Raw genomic sequence first — 21,834 nt, forward strand, 5'->3', positions numbered from 1 at the left:
GGGCGCTCCTCAGAATTTATAGCTGGCCTGGACGCCCACGGTACGCGGGTCGCCGGGCGTGGCCATCTGGGCGTTGGAGAGGAACGAGCCGTGGTACAGGTCGTATTTCTTGTCGAACAGGTTGCGTGCCCACAGCGCCACCGACCAGTTGCCATTCACCGGGGTCAGGCCGAGGCGGGCGTTGGCCAGCCAGTAGGCTTCGGTGGTGGTGCCGTTACTGCCGGCGATGCTGTCGTGGTAGGAGTAGTCGCTCTGCGCACTGAGGACGAAGCCGGGAATCTCCCAGGCATATTCGACCTGGCCGCCGTAGCTGGTCTCGGGGAAGTTGGTCAGGCTGGAGCCGGAAAAGTCGGTGTACACCGGATAGGCGAAGCCCACCGCGCGGGTGGCCGTGCTGTTCAAGCCCTGGTAGTCGATGTACTTGCCTTTCTTGGTACCGAAGTACTGGCCGATGGTCAGGCCGGCAAGCGGCTGCCATTGCAGTTCCAGCTCATAACCGTAGATCTTCGATTTGGGAATGTTGACCAGGCGTCCGACGTTGCCAACCTGCTGGCTGATCCATACCTGGGACTGGTATTGCTGGTCGCGGTAGTCGTAGTAGAAGGCCGCCGCATTGAGGCGCAGGGTGTCGCTCAGGTCGCTCTTGAAGCCCACTTCGTAGGCCAGCAGTTTCTCCGGCTTGACCGGGGCGATCTGCTCGACGTAGCTGGAGTTGTAGGCGGTGAAGCCACCTGACTTGATACCGCGGCTGACCGTCGAGTAAAGCAGGGTCGATGGGGTCAGCTGGTACTCGAGGCCCAGTTTCCAGGAGGTGGAATTGCTGTCCAGGTCGCTGTCGGCAGCGGGGAAGGTGCTGGCGCCAAGGTTGTAGGCGCCGTTGTTGACCAGGATGCGGCGGGTGCTGAAGTCATCCAGCTCGCGCTTTTCCTTTTCCTGGCGCAGGCCGACGATCAGCTTGAGGTCGTCGGTCAGGCGGTAGTCGCCCTGGGCGAACAGGCCCCAGGTCTGCGAGCGCTGCTGGTAGGAGGTGTAGGTGCCGTAGCCGAGGTTGGCGCTGAAGTCGGAATAGAACTCCTCGTCGAGGCGGTCCTTGGCGAAATACAGGCCGGTCTGCCAGTTGAAACGCTCGTTGTCGTGGGAGGCCAGGCGCAGCTCCTGGGAGAACACCTCGACCTGGGAGTCGAAGTACTCGTCGGACTGCGGGATCACCGAGGCGTCCCAGTCGATGTACTCGCGACGGCGGAAGTGGTCCGAGGAGGTGATGCTGGTGATGCTCAGGTGGTCGTCCAGGTCGAAGGTGCCGGTGAGGGCGAAGCCGGTGTTGTCGTTGTCGCGGTGCGGCTTGTCCTTGACCGACAGGCCGGTGAGGTTGGCGAAGCCCTGGGTCAGGCCCCAGCCGGTCTTCTTGCCATTGCTCTCCGGGGCGATGGTGCTGTAGCGCGAGCCATAGGTGGCGTTGGGCTTGAGGCCCTGGTAGAGGTACGAGCCGCGGCTGTCGGACTGGTCCTTGCCACCATGCACGCTGAGGTTGAAGTTGATCGCGTCGCTGGCGTCCCAGTCCAGCTGGCCGCGCAGCGAGGTGGTGTCCTTGTCGCCGAGGCTCTGCCCGGTATCGCGGTTGTCCTGCCAGGCGCCGCCTTGCTCGGTGATGAAGGCCAGGCGTGCGCGCAGGGTGTCGCTGACGGGGCCGGAAATGAAGCCCTCGACGCTGCTGGCGTTATAGGAACCGTAGTTGCTGGTGAGGCCGCCGTGCAGCTCGCGGGTCGGCTTGTTGGTGATGAAGTTGATCGCCCCGGCAGTGCTGTTGCGCCCGTACAGGGTACCTTGCGGGCCGCGCAGCACCTCGACCCGCTCCAGGTCGAAGAGTTGGCCCTGGGTCTGGATCGGGTAGGGCAGCGCCACCTGGTCGAGGTACACACCGACGGTGGAGGTGTTGTTGCTGCCGTAGTCCTTGAGGCCCACGCCGCGGATGCGGAACAGCGGGTTGCCGCTGCCGTACTGCGGGGCGATATCCAGGTTGGGCACGTAGTTCTGCAGCTGGTTGACGTTGGTCACGCCTTTTTCCTGCAGGGCCTCGCCGCTAAGGGCGGTGACCGCAAGACCGATGTCCTGGGCCGATTCCTCGTGGCGCTGGGCGGTGACGGTGACCGAGGCCAGGGCCGTGGTCGGTTGCTCGGCGGCCTGGGCGACGGTGCCGGCCAGCAGCGAGGCGCTGGCGAACAAGGCGTGACGACCGAATGGAAGGCTGTTGCGAAGTGTTGTGCGCATGGCGGGTGTCCCTTGAGAAATGCAAATAAGGGCCGCTCTGTGAAGAGTAAGCAGGCAGGGCGATAGCAAGCGTTGTGCCATCAGTCGAATCGCCCGGTTTCATTACGTTTTCATGACAGTCAACACAAGCTGGAGGTGCGTCGCGGTGGATATCCAGCAATCGCCGGAGCAGTTTGTTGCAGAACCAGCAACCTGGGTAAAAGGTTATTTTCTAATGCCTTTTTAATATTTCTGGCTATAAGCGAGCGGGCGGTAGAGTGACCGCTTTCCTATTTCGACACCGGGACGTATTTGCCATGAGCGGTTTTCAGGGACAGCCGAACCCGATTCTGACCTTGCCCAGTGGCGCCAAGGACCCGCTGTCGATCCGCGCCAAGGCGCTGGTCTTCGCCGACCCGCGCTCGCGGCAGTTGCTGGAGTACCTGCAGCGGGTCGGGCCAAGCGAGGCGCCGGTGCTGATCAATGGCGAGACGGGCACCGGCAAGGAACTGGTCGCACGCTATATCCATGCCGCCAGCGGGCGCAGCGGTGCGTTCGTCGCGGTGAACTGCGGCGCCATCAGCGAAACCCTCGCCGAAAGCGAATTCTTCGGTCACGAGGCCGGGGCCTTCTCCGGTGCAACGGGTCGCCGCGCTGGCTGGTTCGAGGAGGCGGACGGCGGCACCCTGTTCCTCGACGAGATCGGCGACCTGCCCTTGCCCCTGCAGGTCAAGCTGCTGCGGGTGTTGCAGGAGCAGGAGGTGGTGCGGGTCGGCTCACGCAAACCGGTGAAGATCGATATCCGCCTGGTGACCGCGACCAACGTCAACCTGGAACAGGCGGTGGAGGCAGGGAATTTCCGCCTTGACCTGTTCTACCGCATCAATGTCGCCCAGGTCGCGGTGCTTCCCCTGCGTGAGCGGCCGTTGGACATCCTGCCGTTGGTGGAGCACTTCCGCGCGCTGTACAGCGCCCGCCTGAAGATCGCCGAACCGATACTTTCCGAGTCTGCCGCCCAGGCACTGCTGGACTATCCATGGCCAGGGAACATCCGCGAGCTGGAGAACGTCGTGCACCTGGCCCTGCTGGTGGCCGGGGACAAGCCGATACGGCCGGAGCACTTGAAGTTCTCTGCCGGGCTCAGTGCCTTGTCCGCTGCCTCGGGCGCAGTGAGCAAACTGCCGCAGGAGGTGATCCGCGAACAACTGCTCAGGCTGTTCGAGACCCCCGGCGATTCGCTGCTCAACGATATCGAGGACCTGATCGTGCGCGAGGCCTTCGCCCACTGTGGCTTCAACCAGTTGCGCACCGCCGAACTGCTCGGTATCACGCGCAATGCCGTGCGTACCCTGCTGGTCAACCACGGCCTGCTCAAGGGGCGCGCCTGATCTGCCAGGGTTTCTCCGCTCTGTGCGCTAATCCCCTGATTCAACAGACAATCAGCCCTGTCCCATCAGGCTCGAATGGGGTACAACGTCCGGCTTGTGTGTTCGTTCAGCCGGAGTCGGTGTGTCAGAAAAGCTTCCCCCGCAACCCCAGGATCTCACCCCGCCAGCCCAGCTGCCGTGGCTCAGGCGCCTGACCGCGCGCCTGCTCGGTCGCGGCCTGAACCGCCTGCGGGCGCAGCATCGCGATTCCTGGTTCCTCGGCCACGCCACCGGCCAGCGCACCGGTCACGCCGAAGGCCTGCGCGAAGGCTTCGATGAGGGTCACGCGGTCGGTTACGAGGCCGGCCGCCAGGTCCTGGTGATCCGTGATACCCGTGCGGAGGAACATGGCGTACCGGGCCTCGACGACGCCCTGTTCGACGACTGGCGCCTGCCGCTGACAGCGGAGCTGAAGAAGCGTTTCAAGGCGGATGTTGCTGCGCGTCTGCCGGCCCATGCGCAGCCCAGTGCGGCGCAGTGGAAGATGATCTTCAGCGACACCCCGTCCACCTGCGTGATCGCCGGTGCAGGGGCGGGCAAGTCGACCTCGCTGGTATTGCGCATCCTGCTGCTGCGCCAGTACCTGGGCTACGAGCTGGACGCCATGACCGTGGTGACCTTCACCCGCGAGTCGCGCAAGGACTTCATCAGTCGCTTGTTGCAGGTCTTCAGCCAGTGGCAGGTGCCGTTGAGCCCGGTACAGGCGCGGGAGCTGGTACGCACCTTCCATTCGCGGATCCTGCCGCTGGTGCGCAGCCTGCCGGGCTTCAGCCAGGTACGGGCCTTCGAGACCCTCGGCAGCGAACTGCCCACGGGCGCCGAAGCCGATGCCGAGAGCAACCCCTTCGACCTGCGCATCAACGATGCCCAGCGCCAGCAGCTCAACCTCTGCTACCGCGACCTGCTGCGCGCCAGCCCGCGCTTCGCCGAGCTGATCGCCGGGCTGCGCCGCGAAGCGGTGCAGCTCAAGGCGCTGGAGAAGGATCACCCGGACGTGCAGAAGCGTGTCGCCGTGACCCAGCTCTCTGCCAGCCGCGACGAGGAATTGTGCGACACCATCGAGGATCTCTGGTTCAGGGCTGGCGCCTGGCCGATCAAGGGCATCGAGCCGAGCCGCGAGACCGTCGAGATCAATGGCAGCCGTTTCCATTTCCATGGCCATATCGCCGAGCTGGATGCCTGGGTGGTGCTCGGCTTCGACCCGGGCGAGAACCAGAACTACAAGCGCCCAGGCGCCAAGCTGCCGGTGTGGGCGGAGTGGGTGATCAAGCGCACCCTGTTTCAAGCTTTCTGCGATAAGCCTGTGATCTGGTTGGGAAATTATGCCGAGGCCAGGCGTCTCACCGCTTCCTTGGCTGGCGACGCGGTGGCCGGCCCGGGCTTCGACTACAAGGTCAAGGGTGAGCTGGCCGCCATGCCCTTGCTGGATGCCTTTGTCGGGGCGGCGGGGTTTATCGAGAACCTCGGGCTGGACGTCAGCGTCGCGGTGAAAGGCATGAGCTTCCCGCAGGGCGATACCGACGCACTGTTCTTCGAAGCCCTGAGCCTGTACTGGAAGGCCCTGGAGGAGCATCTGCTGGACCAGTCGCCGCCGGTGATGACCTACAACCGCATGTTCGCCCTGTTCGGCGAGAACAACCCGGAGAACCTGCGCCTGCTCCCGGACCCGCTGCTGCGGCCGATGGCGCACCTGATGATCGACGAGTTCCAGGATGTCTCGCCGCAGATCGTCTCGTGGATCCGCGCCAGCCTGCGGGAGATCCGCCGTCGCGGCCCGGACCTGCATGCCGGCCGTGCGGCGCAGCATTCCTCGCTGCTCTGCGTGGGGGATGACTGGCAGTCGATCTATGGCTGGCGGGGCAGCTCGCCGAAATACTTCATGGAGTTCGCCAAGGCCTTCGTCGCGCCATCGACCACCCGGGTGATGCTCACCGACAACTACCGCAGCCATCAGTACATCATCGATGCGGCGGAGCATGTCGTCCGCTCGGCGCCGTCCATTGCCGGGAAGAAGGCCAGGGCCATGGGGCCGGCGGCTGGAGAGTGTTGGCCGGTGCAGGTGCAGGAGCGCGATGAGGCAGCCTTGGCGCAGCAGGTGATCGAGCATTACAACCGGGGTGACTCGGTCATGATCCTGTTTCGAAGAAGTGTGGATAAATCACTGATTTCAAATCATATTCAGTCTGTAGTTAATGTGGATTCTAGCTTGCCTCATGGGCAGCGCCGACTGAAGCAACTGACCTACCACAGTGCCAAGGGCCTGCAGGCGGATGCGGTGTTCATGCTTGGTGATTGCCAGTATGTGACCCGTTCGCCGTACAAGAACCAGGTGTATCGCCTGGCCGGGCTGGGCAAGAGCGGCGACCCGGAAGCGTTCGATACGGCGCAGAAGGAGGAGATCCTGCGCCTGGCCTATGTGGCGATTACCCGGGCGGTGCGCTACTGCTACTGGCACGTGGAGAAGCCCGGCGCTGATCAGGCCGGGCAGCCCCGGGCTTCGCTGCAGGTGGATGGGAAGAAGGTGTTCTTCGAGGATCTGCGCGGGTAACGCGTACTCTGTGGGAGCGGGTTCACCCGCGATTGCATCGGTGACTTCACCATCGTAATCGCGGGTGAACCCGCTCCCACAGGGTCCGCGTCGTTCTTCAAGGCTTGGTTCTTAGAGCCAGTAGGTCACTGCCCACCACCCCAATCCACCCATGACCACGGTGTAAGGCAACGCCATCCACACCATCCGCCCATAGGACAGTCGCACCAGCGGCGCAATCGCCGAGGTCAGCAGGAACAGGAACGCTGCCTGCCCATTGGGTGTCGCCACGCTTGGCAGGTTGGTCCCGGTGTTGATCGCCACCGCCAGGGTCTCGAAATGCTCGCGGCTCATGCTGCCATCGAGGAACGCCTGCTTCACCTCGGTGATGTAGATGGTGGCGACGAACACGTTATCGCTGATCGCCGACAGCAGGCCGTTGGCGATGAACAGCATCCCCGGTTGCTGTTCCGCCGGCAGTGCCAGCACCCACTGGATCAGCGGGGTGAACAATTGCTGCTGGTGGATCACCGCGACCACCGCGAAGAACACCACCAGCAGCGAGGTGAACGGCATGGCGTCCTGGAACGCCCGGCCCAGGCGATGCTCGTCGGTGATCCCGGTAAAGGCGGTGATCAGCACGATCACCAGCAATCCGATCAGCCCGACCTCGGCCACATGCAGCCCCAGGCAGACGATCAATATCAGCGCGGCGATGCCTTGTACCAGCAGGGCCGCGCGCTGCTGCGGCGTGCGCTGGGCATCGTCTTCGGCGCTGTAGGCAGCCAGCACCTGGCGCACGTTGTCCGGCAACCGGGTGCCGTAGCCGAACCAGCGCAGCTTCTCCAGCAGTACGCAGGTGACCAGGCCCGCTACCAGTACCGGCAGCGAAACCGGGGCGACCTTGAAGAAGAAATCCTGGAAGTGCCAGCCCATCTCATGGCCGATCAGCAGGTTCTGCGGCTCACCGACCAGGGTGCAGACGCCACCCAGCGCGGTGCCCACGGCGCCATGCATGAGCAGGCTGCGCAGGAAGGCGCGGAACTGGTTCAGGTCTTCCCGTGCCAGTTCGGGAAGCTGGTGGTCGATGTCGATCTGGGTCTCGCTGCGCGGGTCGTTGCCGGAGGCGACCCGGTGGTAGACCCCGTAGAAACCTACCGCCGCACTGATGATCACCGCGGTGACGGTGAGGGCATCGAGAAACGCGGAAAGGAATGCAGAAAGGAAACAAAAAGCCAGAGATAACAGTGCCTTGGATCGAATACCTAGCAAAATACGTGAGAATGAAAACAGCAGCAGGTCCTTCATGAAATAGATACCTGCCACCATGAACATCAGCAGCAGGATGACCGGAAAGTTGTGCTGCAACTCTTCGTACAGCGCCTCGGGCGTTGCCAGCCCCAGCAGCAGCGCCTCGACCAGCAACAGACCGCCCGGCATCAGCGGGTAGCACTTGAGGGCCATGGCGAGGAAGAAAATGAACTGCACCACCAGCACCCAGCCGGTAGCCACCGGGCCAAGGGTCGCCAGCAACAGCGGATTGAGCACGAGGAACAGGCCGACCGTGGCCTTGTACCAGCGCGGCGACTGGCCAAGGAAGTTGTGGGCCAGGGCGCTGGTCAGGGAGCGTGGCATGAAATGTTTCCTGATGATTCAAAGACCTGCGCACGGTGCCGCAAGTACCGGGCAATATCAACAGCTCCAGTCCCGCTTTTGGCACAAGCGCGGTGTGTCGGGTGGGATATAGTCCGAAGCTTCCTACATCCGCCGCTCAAGGAGTGCCGCCATGACCGACTACACCGCGTTCAAGGTCGAGCTGTCGAACCATATCGTCCACGTCCAGATCAACCGTCCGGAAAAGATCAACGCCATGAACGCCGCCTTCTGGCGCGAGATCGTCGAGATCTTCCAGTGGATCGACGAGACCGACGAGGCGCGGGTGGTGGTAATCAGTGGTGCCGGCAAGCATTTCTCCTCGGGAATCGACCTGATGATGCTGGCCTCGCTGGCCAACGAGCTGGGCAAGGATGTCGGTCGCAACGCGCGCCTGCTGCGGCGCAAGATCCTCGAGATGCAGGCCTCGTTCAACGCCGTGGACAACTGCCGCAAGCCGGTGCTGGCGGCGATCCAGGGCTACTGCATCGGTGGCGCCATCGACCTGGTCTCGGCCTGCGACATGCGCTATGCGGCCAGCGATGCGCAGTTCTCCATCAAGGAAATCGACATGGGCATGGCCGCCGATGTCGGCACACTGCAACGTCTGCCGCGTATCATCGGCGACGGCGTGCTGCGCGAGCTGGCCTACACCGGACGCACCATCGGTGCCGAAGAGGCGCAGCGCATCGGCCTGGTCAACCGTACCTATGATGATCATGGTGCGCTGCTCGACGGAGTCTTTGCCATCGCAGCCGAAATTGCGGGAAAATCCCCGATCGCCGTGGCCGGCACCAAGGAGATGCTCAGCTATATGCGCGATCACCGGATCGACGACGGGCTCGAGTACATCGCCACCTGGAACGCCGCCATGCTGCAATCCACCGATCTGCGGGTGGCCGTGGCCGCCCATATGAGCAAACAGAAGCCGGAGTTCGCCGATTGACCGGCGGGCTTCGCTAAGGAATCGATGATGTCAGCGCGTTGGACCACTGCGGTACTGGATACGAATGTCAGCGGCGGCCTGGTGGTCGTGCGCAGCGCCGAAGGATTCATGGTGGACGCCAATGGCGCGCTGTTCCCGCGCGACTGGTTCAAGCGCCAGGAGCCGGACATCCGCTTCGAGCACGGTATCGGCCACTACGACGGGCAGCCGGTCTACCTGGTCGAGCTGCACGGCGCCCAGGCGCTGCCCGGCTGCAGTTGGCGCGGGCTGCGCCAGTTCATGCTGGAAGGGGATTTCGACACCTACAAGATCCTCGGCTATGCCGCGCAGATCGCCACCTGGGCCCGCGAGCACCGGTTCTGCGGCAGTTGCGGCCAGGCGATGACCCAGGTCCCGCGGGAGCGCGCCATGTACTGCGAGCCCTGCGACCTGCGCAGCTACCCGCGCATCTCGCCGAGCATGATCGTGCTGGTGACCCGTGGCGACGAGATCCTCCTTGCTCGCTCACCTCGCTTCGTCACCGGCGTCTACAGCACCCTGGCGGGCTTTGCCGAGCCGGGGGAGTCGGCGGAGGATTGCCTGGTGCGGGAAGTGCGCGAGGAAGTGGCGCTGGAAGTGCAGAACATCCAGTACGTGGGCAGCCAGTGCTGGCCATTCCCGCATTCGATGATGCTCGGCTTCCATGCCGAGTATGCGGGCGGAGAGATCGTCATGCAGCCGGACGAGATCGAGGATGCCCGGTGGTTCCGTGTCGACGCCTTGCCGCCGCTGCCCGCCGGGCGCTCCATTGCCCGCTACCTGATCGACCTCTACGTGGCGCGTCGCCTAGGCCTGGCCGAACCAGTGCTGCCACGCTAGGCGCACGGTCAGCGCCAGGACCACGGTGATGAACACCGGGCGAATGAACTTCGAACCGCCGCTGATGGCGGTTCGGGCGCCGAAGAAGGCGCCGACCATCAGCGCCGAGCCCATCGACAGCCCCACCAGCCAATCCACCTGACCCGAGAAGATGAACACCGACAGCGCCGCCGCGTTGCTGACGAAGTTCATGCTGCGCGCCACACCGCTGGCCTTGACCAGGTCGATGGGGTAGATCAGCAGGGTGCTGACGGTCCAGAAAGCGCCGGTACCAGGGCCGGCCACGCCGTCATAGAAGCCCAGGGTGAAGCCCTGGGGGAACTGCCATTTCTTCTTGATCGGTACGTCGGCATCCAGCGGCGCCTTGGGCGTGCCGCCGAACAGCAGGTACACGCCGCAGGCGAAGACGATCACCGGGAGCATCTTGTTCAGCCATTCTGCCGGCAGGTAATGGGCGACCACTGCACCGATCAGGGCGCCGACCAGGGTGCCCAGCAGCGCATGTTTCCACTGTGCCGGGTGGAACAGCTTGCGTCGGTAGTAGGTGAAGCCGGCGGTGGCCGAGCCGAAGGTGGAGCTGAGCTTGTTGGTGCCCAGTACCAGGTGCGGTGGCATCCCGGCGGTCAGCAGGGCGGGCGTGGTGAGCAGGCCGCCACCGCCGGCGATGGCATCGATGAAACCGGCAACGAAGGCGACTGCGGCGAGGATGGCGAGGGTGGTGAGATCAACGCTGAGTTCGAAGGGCATGGGGGGATTTCTTGTGCGACAGGGGCTGGCGAGAAGGGCTCGCCGGAAGCGGGTATGGTACGCCTGTCGTCGGCTTTTGTGTGGCCTTTCGGGGTTATCGCGGACCTGTGGGAGCGGGTTCACCCGCGATGACGTCGGTGAATTCACTAGCGTAATCGCGGGTGAACCCGCTCCCACAGGGTCCGCGTTGCTTTCACCGGGGAATCAGGACAGGAAGCCCCCGTCCACATTCAGCGCCACCCCGGTGGTATAGCTGGACGCGTCACTGGCCAGGTACAGCACGGCGCCCGCCATTTCCTTCGGATCCGCCACCCGCTTGAGCGGAATCTGTTGCAGCGCGGTATTGAGGATCGCATCGTTCTTCACCAGCGCCGAGGCGAACTTGGTATCGGTCAGCCCGGGCAGCAACGCGTTGCAACGAATCCCGAACGCCGCGCACTCCTTGGCGAAGACCTTGGTCATGTTGATCACCGCCGCCTTGGTTACCGAGTAGATGCCCTGGAACACGCCCGGCGATACGCCGTTGATCGAAGCGACGTTGATGATGCTGCCGCCACCGTGTTCGCGCATCAGCTTGCCGGCTTCCACCGACATGAAGAAATAGCCGCGGATATTCACGTCCACGGTCTTCTGGAAGGCGCCCAGGTCGGTGTCCAGCACATTGCAGAATTGCGGGTTGGTCGCGGCGTTGTTGACCAGGATGTCCAGGCGCCCGAACGTTTCACGGATTTGCGCGAACACTGCGCTGATCTGCTCCATTTCACCAATGTGGCAGGCAATCGCGGTGGCCTTGCCGCCGGCGGCGACGATGCTGTCGGCCACTTGCTGGCAGCCATCGAGCTTGCGGCTGGAGACGATCACATGGGCACCCTGCTGGGCCAGCAGGTGGGCGATGGCTTCGCCGATACCGCGGCTGGCCCCGGAAACGAAGGCGATCTTGCCGTCGAGGTCGAACAGGTGGGTCTTGGACATGGCAGGTTCCTTGTTGTAGTCGTTCAGAGGCTGGAGGCGTCGATGACCTTGAGGCTCATCTGCTCCAGCAGCTTGTTCATATGGATGAACTGGGCGAAACGCTTATCCTGGGTCTGGCCGTGGAAGAAACGGTAGTAGATCTGCTGGACGATCCCCGCCAGGCGGAACAGGCCGTAGGTGTAATAGAAGTCGAAGTTGGCGATTTCGATTCCGGCACGCTCGGCGTAGTAATCGACGAACTGGCGACGGGTCAGCATGCCCGGGGCATTGGAAGGCTGGCGGCGCATCAGTTGCACCGGCGCCGGGTCGGCGGCTTCGATCCAGTAGGCCAGGGTGTTGCCCAGGTCCATCAGCGGGTCGCCGAGGGTGGTCATTTCCCAGTCCAGCACGCCGATGATGCGCATCGGGTTGTCGGCGTCGAGGATCACATTGTCGAAGCGGTAGTCGTTATGGATGATGCCCGGGCGCGGGTGGTCCGCCGGCATTTTCTCGCGCAGCCAGGCGATCACTGCTTCCCAGCGCGGGGCGTCCGGGGTCAGGGCTTTCTCGTAGCGCCCGGCCCAGCCTTCGATCTGCCGTTGTACGTAGCCGTCCGGCTTGCCCAGGTCGGCCAGGCCCACGGCGTGGTAATCGACCTGGTGCAGTTCCACCAGGCGGTCGATGAAGCTCTTGCACAGCGCCTCGGTGCGCGCGGCGTCGAAACCCAGCTCCGGCGGCAGGTCGGAGCGCAGGATGATGCCCTTGACCCGCTCCATCACGTAGAACTCGCCACCGATCAACGATTCGTCGGTGCAGTGTACGTAGGCCTTGGGGCAGTAGGGAAAGCCGGCGTTGAGCTGGTTGAGGATACGGAACTCGCGGCCCATGTCATGGGCGGACTTGGCCTTGCTGCCGAAAGGTGGGCGGCGCAGGACGAACTCGCGCTGCGGGTAGCTGACCAGGTAGGTCAGGTTCGAGGCGCCGCCAGGGAACTGGCTGATCAGCGGCGTGCCTTCGAGGCCGGCGATATGCGCCTTGAGGTACGGGTCGATCAGGGCGGAATCGAGTTCCTCGCCGGGGCGGACCTGGGTGGACTGATCGGTGAGCGACATGCCTTTTCCTTATTTTGGTAGCCGTGGAACATTGGCTAATCTAATGATCGCGTGCAGACCTGCCAAGCGCTGCCATGCCTTATTGGCGCGGGTGTTGCCGGTCGATCAACGCTCCTGATGCCTGCTGCGGGCGAAAAAAAACCGAAGCGCTGGAGGGCTTCGGTTTCTTCGTCACGGGCGTGGTCGTTACGCCGGGAACAGCTCGCTGAGCTTCATCGACAGCATCATGTCGCCTTCGACGCGCAGCTTGCCGCCCATGAAGGCCTGCATGCCGTCGGTCTCGCCGCTGACGATGCCCTTCAGGGTTTCGCTGTCCATGACCAGGGTGCAGTTGGCGTCGGCGTTTTCACCTTCCTGCAGGTCGCAGGTGCCGTCCTTGACGATCAGCGCGTAGTGCTTGTTTTCGTCGGTGATGTTGAAACCGAAGATCAGGTCCAGGCCGGCTGCAGCACTCGGGTTGAATTTGGATTTCATTTTTTCAACGGCTTGGGCGACGTCGCTCATGGTGTTTTCCTTATTGAGTGGTTTCGGTTACGCAGGGTCGTTATGCGCCGGATTCATCGCCAGGTGACGAGTTCCGGCACCCTCAGCAGCCGCACATGGGCTTGGCTGTTGAAGGAGGCCAGGGTCACCTCGCTGCCGCGGAATTTCAGCTGGCTGAGCGAAGTGTTGATGATCTGCCAGTTAAGCTCGAAGGCCTGGCTGGCACTGATGCCGGTGATGCGGTGGAGCAGGGCGGCGATGGTTCCGCCCGAGGTGAAGATGGCGATGTTGTCGCCGCCGGCGGCCTGTTCCAGGACGCGCTGCAGGCCTTCGCCCGTTCGTTGCACGAAGGCCGCCCAGCTCTCGATCCCGTCGCGGTCGTGCTGGCCGCCATGCCAGCGCTGCACGATCAGGGCGAACAGGCGCTGGAATTCGGCGCGGTGCTCGCGTGCATTGCGCAACACGTTCAGGGCTTCGGGTTCTTCGGGAAGCAACGCGGGAAGCAGGGCGCGGATAACCGCGTCGGCATCGAATTCGTTAAAGGCGGCGTCGGTTTCCACGTCGGGAACCTTCACCCCGCTCGCTTGCATTGCACCGAGCGCAAGCAGCGCAGTGTCTTGCTGGCGGCGCAGGTCGCCGGCGATGCAGCGGTCGAGCTTGAGCCCGAGCTGGACCAGGTGGGCGCCGAGGGCTTCGCTCTGGCGCATGCCGACCGACGAAAGAACGTCGTAGTCGTCGCAACCGAAGGAGGCCTGGCCATGTCGTATCAGGTAGATGCTGCCCACGTCGTCTGCCCGGGAAGTTGGATCTGGCGAGGTTAGGTTGCCATTCCTGCGGTGTCAACGAAAAAACATACAAGCGTTTGAAAAGGGCGTTTGAACTGTGGTGCCAGACATTTCCTACGCTAGCGACGGCAGATTGACGCCGGTATGCTTCACTATCGTTTTTCGCGCCCCGGTGCGCAGTTCAACAAGGAGAAATCGTGGAGTTTCTTGCAGAGTACGCAAGCTTTCTCGCCAAGACCGCAACCCTGGTCATCGCCCTGCTGGTCGTGCTGTCGGCCATCGCCGGCATGCGCGGCAAGGGCCGACGCAAGGCCGGCGGGCAATTGCAGGTCACCCGGCTCAATGAGTTCTACAAGGACCTGCGCGAGCGCCTGGAGTCCGGGCTGCTGGAAAAGCACCAGCTCAAGGCCCTGCGCAAGCAGCAGGCCAAGGAGCAGAAGAAACTGAAGAAGGCGCCGGCGGAGGAAAAACCCCGGATCTTCGTGCTGGACTTCGACGGCGATATCAAGGCATCGGCCACCGAGAGCCTGCGGAATGAAATCACCGCCTTGCTGAGCCTGGCCACGCCGCGGGACGAGGTGGTCCTGCGTCTGGAAAGCGGCGGCGGCATGGTCCACAGCTATGGCCTGGCCGCTTCGCAACTGGCGCGTATCCGCCAGGCCGGCATACCGCTGACCGTGTGCATCGACAAGGTCGCGGCGAGCGGTGGTTACATGATGGCCTGCATCGGCGAGCGCATCGTCAGCGCGCCCTTTGCCATTCTTGGTTCGATCGGCGTGGTGGCGCAGTTGCCCAACGTCAACCGGCTGCTGAAAAAGCACGATATCGACTTCGAGGTGCTGACCGCAGGCGAGTACAAGCGCACCCTGACCGTGTTTGGCGAAAACACCGAGAAGGGCCGGGAAAAATTCCAGGAAGACCTGGACGTGACTCACCAACTGTTCAAGGACTTCGTTTCGCGCTACCGGCCGCAGTTGCATATCGATGAAGTGGCCACCGGTGAGGTCTGGCTGGGTGTGGCGGCGCTGAACAAGCAGCTGGTGGATGAACTGAAGACCAGCGATGAATACCTGAGCGAACGGGCCCGGGAGTCGAACCTGTACCACCTGCATTTTGCCGAGCGCAAGAGCCTGCAGGAGCGGGTAGGGCTGGCGGCCAGCGGGGCGGTGGAGAGTACCGTGCTGGGGATCTGGAGCCGGATCAGTCGCTGGAAGTGATGCCGCTCGACAGAGCACCACCGACCCTGTGGGAGCGGGTTTACCCGCGATAACGGTGGTGAATTCACTGACGCAATCGCGGGTGAACCCGCTCCCACAGGGTCCGCGTCCGCCATGAAAAAGCCCCGCCATCACTGGCGGGGCTTTTTCATTTCAGCGGTCGATCGATCAACGCCGACGGAACAACGGCAGCGGCTCATCGGTAGCCGCCTGGTAGGTCACCGAGAAGTCCTTCAGGCTTTGCAGCGCGTCTTCCGGGTTCTTGTCGGGGCGGATGGCGAAGGCATCGAAACCGCAACGGGCCATGTAGAACAGCTGGTCACGCAGGACGTCGCCAATGGCGCGCAGCTCACCGGTGAACTTGTAGCGATCACGTAGCAAGCGCGCATTGGAGTAGCTGCGCCCGTCGGTGAAGGCCGGGAAGTTCAGGGCGATGACCTGGAAGTGACCGACGTCTTCGCCGATTTCCTCGGCTTCCTCGTCGCTGTCCAGCCACACGCCCAGGCCGCCGTCACGGGCTTTCAGGGCATGGGCGTGTTCGCGCCAGAGTTGCAGTGGCACGATGTAGTCGTCGCAGTTGGTCAGTTCGTCCAGGGTGACGTCCTTGGGCAGCAGGTGCCAGGTTTCGTCGACGATCTGGTTGTTCTTAATGATTCGCTGCATAGACGCGCTCCTTGAAGGGGTCGATGCCGATACGCTGGTAGGTGTCGATGAAACGCTCGTCTTCGGTACGTTTTTCCACGTACACCGAGATCAGCTTCTCGATCACGTCCGGCATGTCGTCCTGGGCGAAGGACGGGCCGAGGATCTTGCCGAGGCTGGCGTCGCGGCTGGCGCTGCCACCCAGGGACACCTGGTAGAACTCTTCACCTTTCTTGTCCACGCCGAGAATGCCGATATGGCCGACGTGGTGGTGGCCGCAGGCGTTCATGCAGCCCGAGATGTTCAGGTCCAGTTCGCCGATGTCGAACAGGTAGTCCAGGTCGTCGAAGCGGCGCTGGATGGATTCGGCGATCGGGATCGACTTGGCGTTGGCCAGGGAGCAGAAATCACCGCCAGGGCAGCAGATGATGTCGGTCAGCAGGCCGATGTTCGGGGTGGCGAAGCCATGCTCGCGCAGTTCCAGCCAGAGCGCGTGCAACTGGCTCTGCTCGACATCGGCGAGGATGATGTTCTGCTCGTGGGAGGTACGCAGTTGGCCGAAGCTGTAGCGCTCGGCGAGGTCGGCGACCTTGTCCAGTTGCTTGTCGGTCAGGTCGCCGGGGGCGACGCCGGTCGGCTTGAGCGACAGGGTCACGGCAACGTAGCCCGGCTTCTTGTGCGCCAGGGTGTTGCGGGCGCGCCAGCGGGCGAAGCCCGGATGCTGCTGGTCGAGTTCGGCCAGTTGCGCATCGAGGTTGTCCAGGGCCTTGTAGTCCGGGTCGACGAAGTGCTTGGCGACGCGCTGCACTTCGGCCTCGGTCAGGGTGGTCTGGCCGCCGCGCAGGTGGACCATCTCGGCCTCGACCTTCTCGGCGAAGACTTCCGGGGTCAGGGCCTTGACCAGGATCTTGATCCGCGCCTTGTACTTGTTGTCACGGCGGCCGTAACGGTTGTACACGCGCAGGATGGCGTCCAGGTAGCTGAGCAGGTCCTGCCATGGCAGGAACTCGTTGATGAAGGCACCAACCACCGGGGTACGGCCCAGGCCGCCACCGACCAGCACGCGGAAGCCCAGCTCGCCGGCAGCGTTGTGCACCGGCTCCAGGCCGATATCGTGCACTTCGATGGCCGCACGGTCGCTCTTCGAGCCGTTGATGGCGATCTTGAACTTGCGCGGCAGGTAGGCGAACTCGGGGTGGAAGGTGGTCCACTGGCGGACGATCTCGCACCATGGGCGCGGATCGATCAGCTCATCGGCGGCAACGCCGGCGAACTGGTCGGTGGTGACGTTGCGCAGGCAGTTGCCGCTGGTCTGGATCGCGTGCATCTGCACGGTGGCCAGTTCAGCGAGGATGTCCGGGACATCTTCCAGGGCTGGCCAGTTGTATTGCACGTTCTGCCGGGTGCTGATGTGCGCGTAGCCCTTGTCGTAGTCGCGCGCGATCTTCGCCAGCATGCGGGTCTGGCGCGAGGTCAGCTGGCCATACGGCACGGCGACACGCAGCATCGGGGCAAAACGTTGGATGTAGAGGCCGTTCTGCAGGCGCAGAGGGCGGAATTCTTCTTCGCTCAGCTCGCCGGCCAGGTAGCGGCGCGTCTGATCCCGGAACTGCTTGACGCGGTCCTCGATGATCCGCTGATCGTACTCGTCGTATACGTACATAGGGGTCCTGTTCTCAAGCTGCTTGCAGCTAATCGCGCGCACGGCCGCGCACTCCGGATGCGGAGCCGGGGAACGATAGCAGGTTGTATTTATGTGAAAAAGTGATGTTTTTGCATATGAAAAGAACGATTTGGACTAAGTGAGACTGGCTAGCGTTTGTAGCGCCATTCCACTCTCCGCCGAATGGTAAAAGTCCCTGCTTGAGCAATGGGGATTGCTGAACTTAACTGCTGGGGGTGTGCATTCCCATAACCACTACAAAAAGAGGCGATGCAATGGGAAACCCGACCAAAACCGGCAAGACCGACAGCAGTGTCGATGCGTGGGCAATCCTGTGCCTGATCGTGCTCGTGGTCGTGACAGCCGTGTACTGGGTCAGCCATCAGTGACGGAGCGCATTGGCTGAAAATACCGTGATCAGCAATCAACGAAACCGCCCGCGGCATGGACCCCGCAGGCGGTTTTGTTTTCAGCGCGCGGTGAGGTGCATGGCCAGTTGCACCAGGCCGTAGAGGATCAGGATGAACACCAGGGTGAAGGCGGTGCCCATGGCGATGAAGTGCGAGGGCTTGCCGTGGGTGAAATCGCGGGCGCGGTTCTTGCCGGACTGCACGCCGAAGGCGGCGGCGAGGACGCTGTGCAGGAGCTGCCAGAAGGTTGGGGGCTTGCCTTGAGGATCTTCCATGGGCTGGGCTCTCTGGGGAGGGTTGTGTTCCAGAGTCTAGCCTGTGGATTTGATGTTGTTCTTCAGGGCTCTATCGCCGGCAACGCCTGCTCCCACAAGGTCCGTGTGCGCCGCGGAACCTGTGGGAGCCGGCGTTGCCGGCGATAGGGCCCAAGCCGATCTCAGCTCTCGTACCCAAGGTTAGGCGCCAGCCAGCGCTCGCTAACCGCCACATCCTGCTGCTTGCGTGCGCTGTAGCGCTCGATCTGGTCCTTTTCCACCTTGCCCACGGCAAAGTACTGCGCCTGCGGGTGGGCGAAGTACCAGCCGCTGACCGCTGCCGCCGGGAACATGGCGAAGTGTTCGGTGAGGAACACGCCGCTCGGGCCGGTCTGGCCGATCTCGGTGCCATCGAGCAGGCGGAACAGGGTGGCCTTCTCGGTGTGGTCCGGGCACGCCGGATAACCCGGGGCAGGGCGGATGCCAGCGTACTGCTCCTTGATCAGCGCCTCGTTGTCGAGCTGCTCATCCCTGGCGTAGCCCCAATAGTCCTTGCGCACCCGCTCGTGCAGCCATTCGGCGCAGGCTTCGGCCAGGCGGTCGGCAAGCGCCTTGACCATGATCGAGCTGTAGTCGTCGCCCTTGTCCTGGTAAGCCTTGGCCACTTCCTCGGCGCCGATGCCGGCGGTGGTGATGAAGCCGCCGACATAGTCGGTGACGCCGCTGTCCTTCGGTGCGACGAAGTCGGCCAGGGAGAGGTTTGGCTTGTCGTCCGGCTTGATGGTCTGCTGGCGCAGGTGATGCAGGCGCGCCAGGGGCTGGCCGTCCTCGCCGTAGACCTCGATATCGTCGTCGTCCACCTGGTTGGCAGGCCAGAAGCCGAACACCGCACGGGCGCTGATCAGCTTCTCGTCGATCAGCCTGGCGAGCATTTCCAGTGCGTCCTTGTACAGCGCGGTCGCCGCTTCACCCACGACTTCGTCGGTGAGGATGCGCGGGAACTTGCCGGCCAGGTCCCAGGAAATGAAGAACGGCGTCCAGTCGATGTACTCGGCCAGCACCTTCAGGTCGATGTTTTCCAGCACCTTGACGCCGGTGAAGCTTGGCACCGCAGCCTGGTAGTTGGCCCAGTCGTATTTCGGCTTGGCGGCGATGGCCTGGGCGTAGCTCAGGCGCTCGGTGCGGGCGCTGCGGTTGGCGGTGCGCTCGCGCACCTCGACGTAGTCGGCACGGGTCTTCTCGACGAAGCCCGGTTTCAGCTCCTTGGACAGCAACTGCGTGGCCACGCCCACCGCCCGCGAGGCGTCGGTCACGTAGACCACCGCGTCGTTGCTGTAGCGCGGCTCGATCTTCACCGCCGTGTGCGCCTTGGAGGTCGTGGCGCCACCGATCATCAACGGCAGGTGGAAGTCCTGGCGCTGCATTTCGCGGGCGACGTGGACCATCTCGTCCAGCGACGGGGTGATCAGCCCGGACAGGCCGATGATGTCGCATTTTTCTTCGCGGGCGACCTGGAGGATCTTCTCCGCCGGCACCATCACGCCGAGGTCGACGATGTCATAGCCGTTGCAGCCCAGGACCACGCCTACAATGTTCTTGCCGATGTCGTGCACGTCGCCCTTGACCGTGGCCATGAGGATCTTGCCCTTGGCTTCCGGCTTGTCGCCTTTTTCTTCCTCGATGAACGGAATCAGGTGGGCCACCGCCTGCTTCATCACGCGAGCCGACTTGACCACTTGCGGGAGGAACATCTTGCCCGCGCCGAACAGGTCGCCGACCACGTTCATACCGCTCATCAGCGGGCCTTCGATGACCTCGATCGGCCGCGCGCACTGCTGGCGGCACAGCTCGGTGTCTTCGACGATGTAGGCAGTGATGCCCTTGACCAGCGCGTGCTCCAGGCGTTTTTCCACCGGCAGCGAGCGCCACTCTTCGTTCTCCACTTCCTTGGCAGCACCGCCACCCTTGTAGTCGTCGGCGATGGCGAGGAGGGCGTCGGTACCTTCCGGGGTGCGGTTGAGCACCACGTCCTCGACCTTCTCGCGCAGCGCCGCCGGGATCTCGTCATAGATCTCCAGCTGGCCGGCGTTGACGATACCCATGGTCAGGCCGTTCTGGATGGCGTGATACAGGAACACCGAGTGGATCGCCTCGCGCACCGGGTTGTTGCCGCGGAACGAGAACGACACGTTGGACACCCCGCCCGAGGACAGCGCGTACGGCAGGTGGTCGCGGATATAGGCGCAGGCTTCGATGAAGTCCACGGCATAGTTGTTGTGTTCTTCGATGCCGGTGGCGACGGCGAAGATGTTCGGGTCGAAAATGATGTCTTCCGGCGGGAAGCCCACTTCATTGACCAGGATGTCGTAGCTGCGCTGGCAGATTTCCTTCTTGCGCGCGGCGGTGTCGGCCTGGCCGACCTCGTCGAAGGCCATCACCACCACGGCGGCGCCGTAGCGCTTGCACAGCCGGGCGTGATGCTTGAAGGCTTCGACGCCTTCCTTCATCGAGATCGAGTTGACGATGCCCTTGCCCTGGATGCACTTCAGGCCGGCCTCGATCACTTCCCACTTGGAGGAGTCGATCATGATCGGCACCCGGGAAATGTCGGGCTCGCCGGCGATCAGATTGAGGAAACGGACCATGGCCGCCTGGGAATCGAGCATCCCTTCGTCCATGTTGATGTCGATCACCTGGGCACCGGCTTCGACCTGCTGCAGGGCGACTTCCAGGGCCTCGGTGTAGTTTTCCTCGCGGATCAGCCGGGCGAACCTGGCCGAGCCGGTGATGTTGGTACGCTCGCCGACGTTGACGAACAACGATTGGCGGTCGATGGTGAACGGCTCGAGGCCGGACAGGCGGCAGGCTTTCGGGATATCCGGAATGGCCCGCGGCTTGTACTTGGCCACTGCCTCGGCGATTGCCTGGATATGCCCCGGGGTGGTGCCGCAGCAGCCGCCGATAATGTTGAGGAAGCCGCTGGCGGCGAACTCCTCGACCACCACGGCCATTTCCGCCGGGGTTTCGTCATATTCACCGAAGGCGTTGGGCAGGCCGGCGTTGGGGTGGGCGGACACATGGGTGCCGGCCTTGTTCGACAGTTCTTCCAGGTACGGACGCAGGTCCTTGGCGCCCAGGGCGCAATTCAGGCCGACGGAGATCGGGTTGGCATGGCGCACCGAGTTCCAGAAGGCCTCGGTGGTCTGTCCCGACAGGGTGCGGCCGGAGGCGTCGGTGATGGTCCCGGAGATCATGATCGGCAATTCGACGCCGTCGTCCTCGAACACCTGCTGCACCGCGAAGATCGCCGCCTTGGCGTTGAGGGTGTCGAAGATGGTTTCGATCAGGATCAGGTCGGCGCCGCCTTCGATCAGGCCGCGGGTCGCCTCGATGTAGTTTTCCACCAGTTCGTCGAAGGTGACGTTGCGGTAGCCAGGGTCGTTGACGTCCGGGGAGATCGAGCAGGTGCGGCTGGTCGGGCCGAGCACGCCGGCCACGAAGCGCGGCTTGTCCGGGGTTTCCAGGGTCTTGGCATCGGCCACCTGGCGGGCAATGCGTGCGCCTTCGACGTTGAGCTCGTACACCAGCTCCTGCATGTCGTAGTCGGCCTGGGAGATGCGGGTGGCGTTGAAGGTGTTGGTTTCGAGGATGTCGGCGCCGGCGTCCAGGTAGGCCTTCTCGATGGCGGCGATCACATCCGGGCGGCTGAGCAGCAGCAGGTCGTTGTTGCCCTTGACGTCGCTCGGCCAGTCGGCGAAGCGCGTGCCACGATAGTCGCCTTCCTCAAGACGGTAGCTTTGGATCATAGTACCCATGCCGCCATCTAGAATGAGGATGCGCTCCTTGAGTGCTTGCTGAAGTGCTTGGAAACGAGCGCTGCGGTCGGACATTGGAACTACCTGGGTCGGACAA

General features: G+C 63.3%; 16 protein-coding genes. 5 read left to right on the forward strand and 11 right to left on the reverse strand.

What is annotated here, in order from left to right:
• Positions 1-9: 9 nt before the first annotated feature.
• A complete protein-coding gene (locus ACPFMA_RS13625; RefSeq protein WP_420056578.1) occupies positions 10-2,268 on the reverse strand; it encodes a TonB-dependent receptor in 2,259 nt (752 codons plus the stop codon).
• Between the two features lie 296 nt (positions 2,269-2,564).
• Between ACPFMA_RS13625 and ACPFMA_RS13630 the strand changes: the two genes are divergently transcribed.
• A complete protein-coding gene (locus tag ACPFMA_RS13630; RefSeq protein ID WP_420056577.1) occupies positions 2,565-3,635 on the forward strand; it encodes a sigma-54 interaction domain-containing protein in 1,071 nt (356 codons plus the stop codon).
• Positions 3,636-3,756: 121 nt separating this feature from the next.
• Positions 3,757-6,222, forward strand: a complete 2,466-nt coding sequence (locus ACPFMA_RS13635; protein WP_425930512.1) for a UvrD-helicase domain-containing protein — start codon at positions 3,757-3,759, stop codon at positions 6,220-6,222.
• A 111-nt stretch (positions 6,223-6,333) separates the two neighbouring features.
• Here the strand turns inward: ACPFMA_RS13635 and nhaB are convergent, their stop codons facing one another.
• Complete coding sequence (nhaB, locus tag ACPFMA_RS13640; protein WP_420056575.1) at positions 6,334-7,836, reverse strand: sodium/proton antiporter NhaB; 1,503 nt, start codon at positions 7,834-7,836, stop codon at positions 6,334-6,336.
• A gap of 151 nt (positions 7,837-7,987) precedes the next feature.
• Between nhaB and ACPFMA_RS13645 the strand changes: the two genes are divergently transcribed.
• Together ACPFMA_RS13645 and nudC are read left to right on the forward strand one after the other, a co-directional pair.
• Positions 7,988-8,800, forward strand: a complete 813-nt coding sequence (locus ACPFMA_RS13645; RefSeq protein WP_009406988.1) for a crotonase/enoyl-CoA hydratase family protein — start codon at positions 7,988-7,990, stop codon at positions 8,798-8,800.
• Positions 8,801-8,827: 27 nt separating this feature from the next.
• Positions 8,828-9,658: an NAD(+) diphosphatase gene (gene nudC / locus ACPFMA_RS13650; protein WP_064301311.1), complete on the forward strand. Its 831-nt coding sequence runs from the start codon at positions 8,828-8,830 to the stop codon at positions 9,656-9,658.
• Here nudC and ACPFMA_RS13655 read toward each other — a convergent pair.
• The 5 genes from ACPFMA_RS13655 to ACPFMA_RS13675 form a co-directional block, all read right to left on the reverse strand.
• On the reverse strand, positions 9,626-10,405 hold the full coding sequence (locus tag ACPFMA_RS13655; RefSeq protein ID WP_009406992.1) for a TSUP family transporter: 780 nt from the start codon (positions 10,403-10,405) through the stop codon (positions 9,626-9,628). The genes nudC and ACPFMA_RS13655 overlap by 33 nt on opposite strands.
• 204 nt (positions 10,406-10,609) lie before the next feature.
• On the reverse strand, positions 10,610-11,377 hold the full coding sequence (locus ACPFMA_RS13660) for an SDR family oxidoreductase (RefSeq protein WP_009406994.1): 768 nt from the start codon (positions 11,375-11,377) through the stop codon (positions 10,610-10,612).
• A 23-nt stretch (positions 11,378-11,400) separates the two neighbouring features.
• Complete coding sequence (locus ACPFMA_RS13665) at positions 11,401-12,468, reverse strand: phosphotransferase family protein (protein WP_009406997.1); 1,068 nt, start codon at positions 12,466-12,468, stop codon at positions 11,401-11,403.
• A 186-nt stretch (positions 12,469-12,654) separates the two neighbouring features.
• Complete coding sequence (locus ACPFMA_RS13670) at positions 12,655-12,972, reverse strand: SCP2 sterol-binding domain-containing protein (protein WP_064301310.1); 318 nt, start codon at positions 12,970-12,972, stop codon at positions 12,655-12,657.
• Positions 12,973-13,025: 53 nt separating this feature from the next.
• Positions 13,026-13,736, reverse strand: a complete 711-nt coding sequence (locus tag ACPFMA_RS13675; protein WP_009407001.1) for a histidine phosphatase family protein — start codon at positions 13,734-13,736, stop codon at positions 13,026-13,028.
• A gap of 197 nt (positions 13,737-13,933) precedes the next feature.
• Between ACPFMA_RS13675 and sohB the strand changes: the two genes are divergently transcribed.
• On the forward strand, positions 13,934-14,953 hold the full coding sequence (gene sohB, locus ACPFMA_RS13680) for a protease SohB (RefSeq protein WP_425930513.1): 1,020 nt from the start codon (positions 13,934-13,936) through the stop codon (positions 14,951-14,953).
• 168 nt (positions 14,954-15,121) lie between these two features.
• On the opposite strand, the gene ACPFMA_RS13685 is transcribed toward sohB, so the two are convergent.
• The 4 genes from ACPFMA_RS13685 to metH form a co-directional block, all read right to left on the reverse strand.
• Positions 15,122-15,616 carry a DUF934 domain-containing protein gene (locus ACPFMA_RS13685; RefSeq protein ID WP_009407004.1) on the reverse strand — a complete coding sequence of 165 codons (495 nt, stop codon included), beginning with the start codon at positions 15,614-15,616 and terminating at the stop codon, positions 15,122-15,124.
• On the reverse strand, positions 15,600-17,258 hold the full coding sequence (locus ACPFMA_RS13690) for a nitrite/sulfite reductase (RefSeq protein WP_279899816.1): 1,659 nt from the start codon (positions 17,256-17,258) through the stop codon (positions 15,600-15,602). The genes ACPFMA_RS13685 and ACPFMA_RS13690 overlap by 17 nt, the downstream gene beginning before the upstream one ends.
• Before the next feature lie 469 nt (positions 17,259-17,727).
• The gene (locus tag ACPFMA_RS13695; RefSeq protein WP_075804117.1) at positions 17,728-17,943 is read right to left on the reverse strand and encodes a DUF2970 domain-containing protein; all 216 of its coding nucleotides are present in this window, start codon (positions 17,941-17,943) and stop codon (positions 17,728-17,730) included.
• 161 nt (positions 17,944-18,104) lie between these two features.
• The gene (gene metH, locus ACPFMA_RS13700; protein WP_425930514.1) at positions 18,105-21,812 is read right to left on the reverse strand and encodes a methionine synthase; all 3,708 of its coding nucleotides are present in this window, start codon (positions 21,810-21,812) and stop codon (positions 18,105-18,107) included.
• Positions 21,813-21,834: the final 22 nt, after the last annotated feature.

It is taken from the genome of Pseudomonas sp. NyZ201, from assembly GCF_049860765.1.
Taxonomy (GTDB): Bacteria; Pseudomonadota; Gammaproteobacteria; order Pseudomonadales; family Pseudomonadaceae; genus Aquipseudomonas; species Aquipseudomonas bharatica.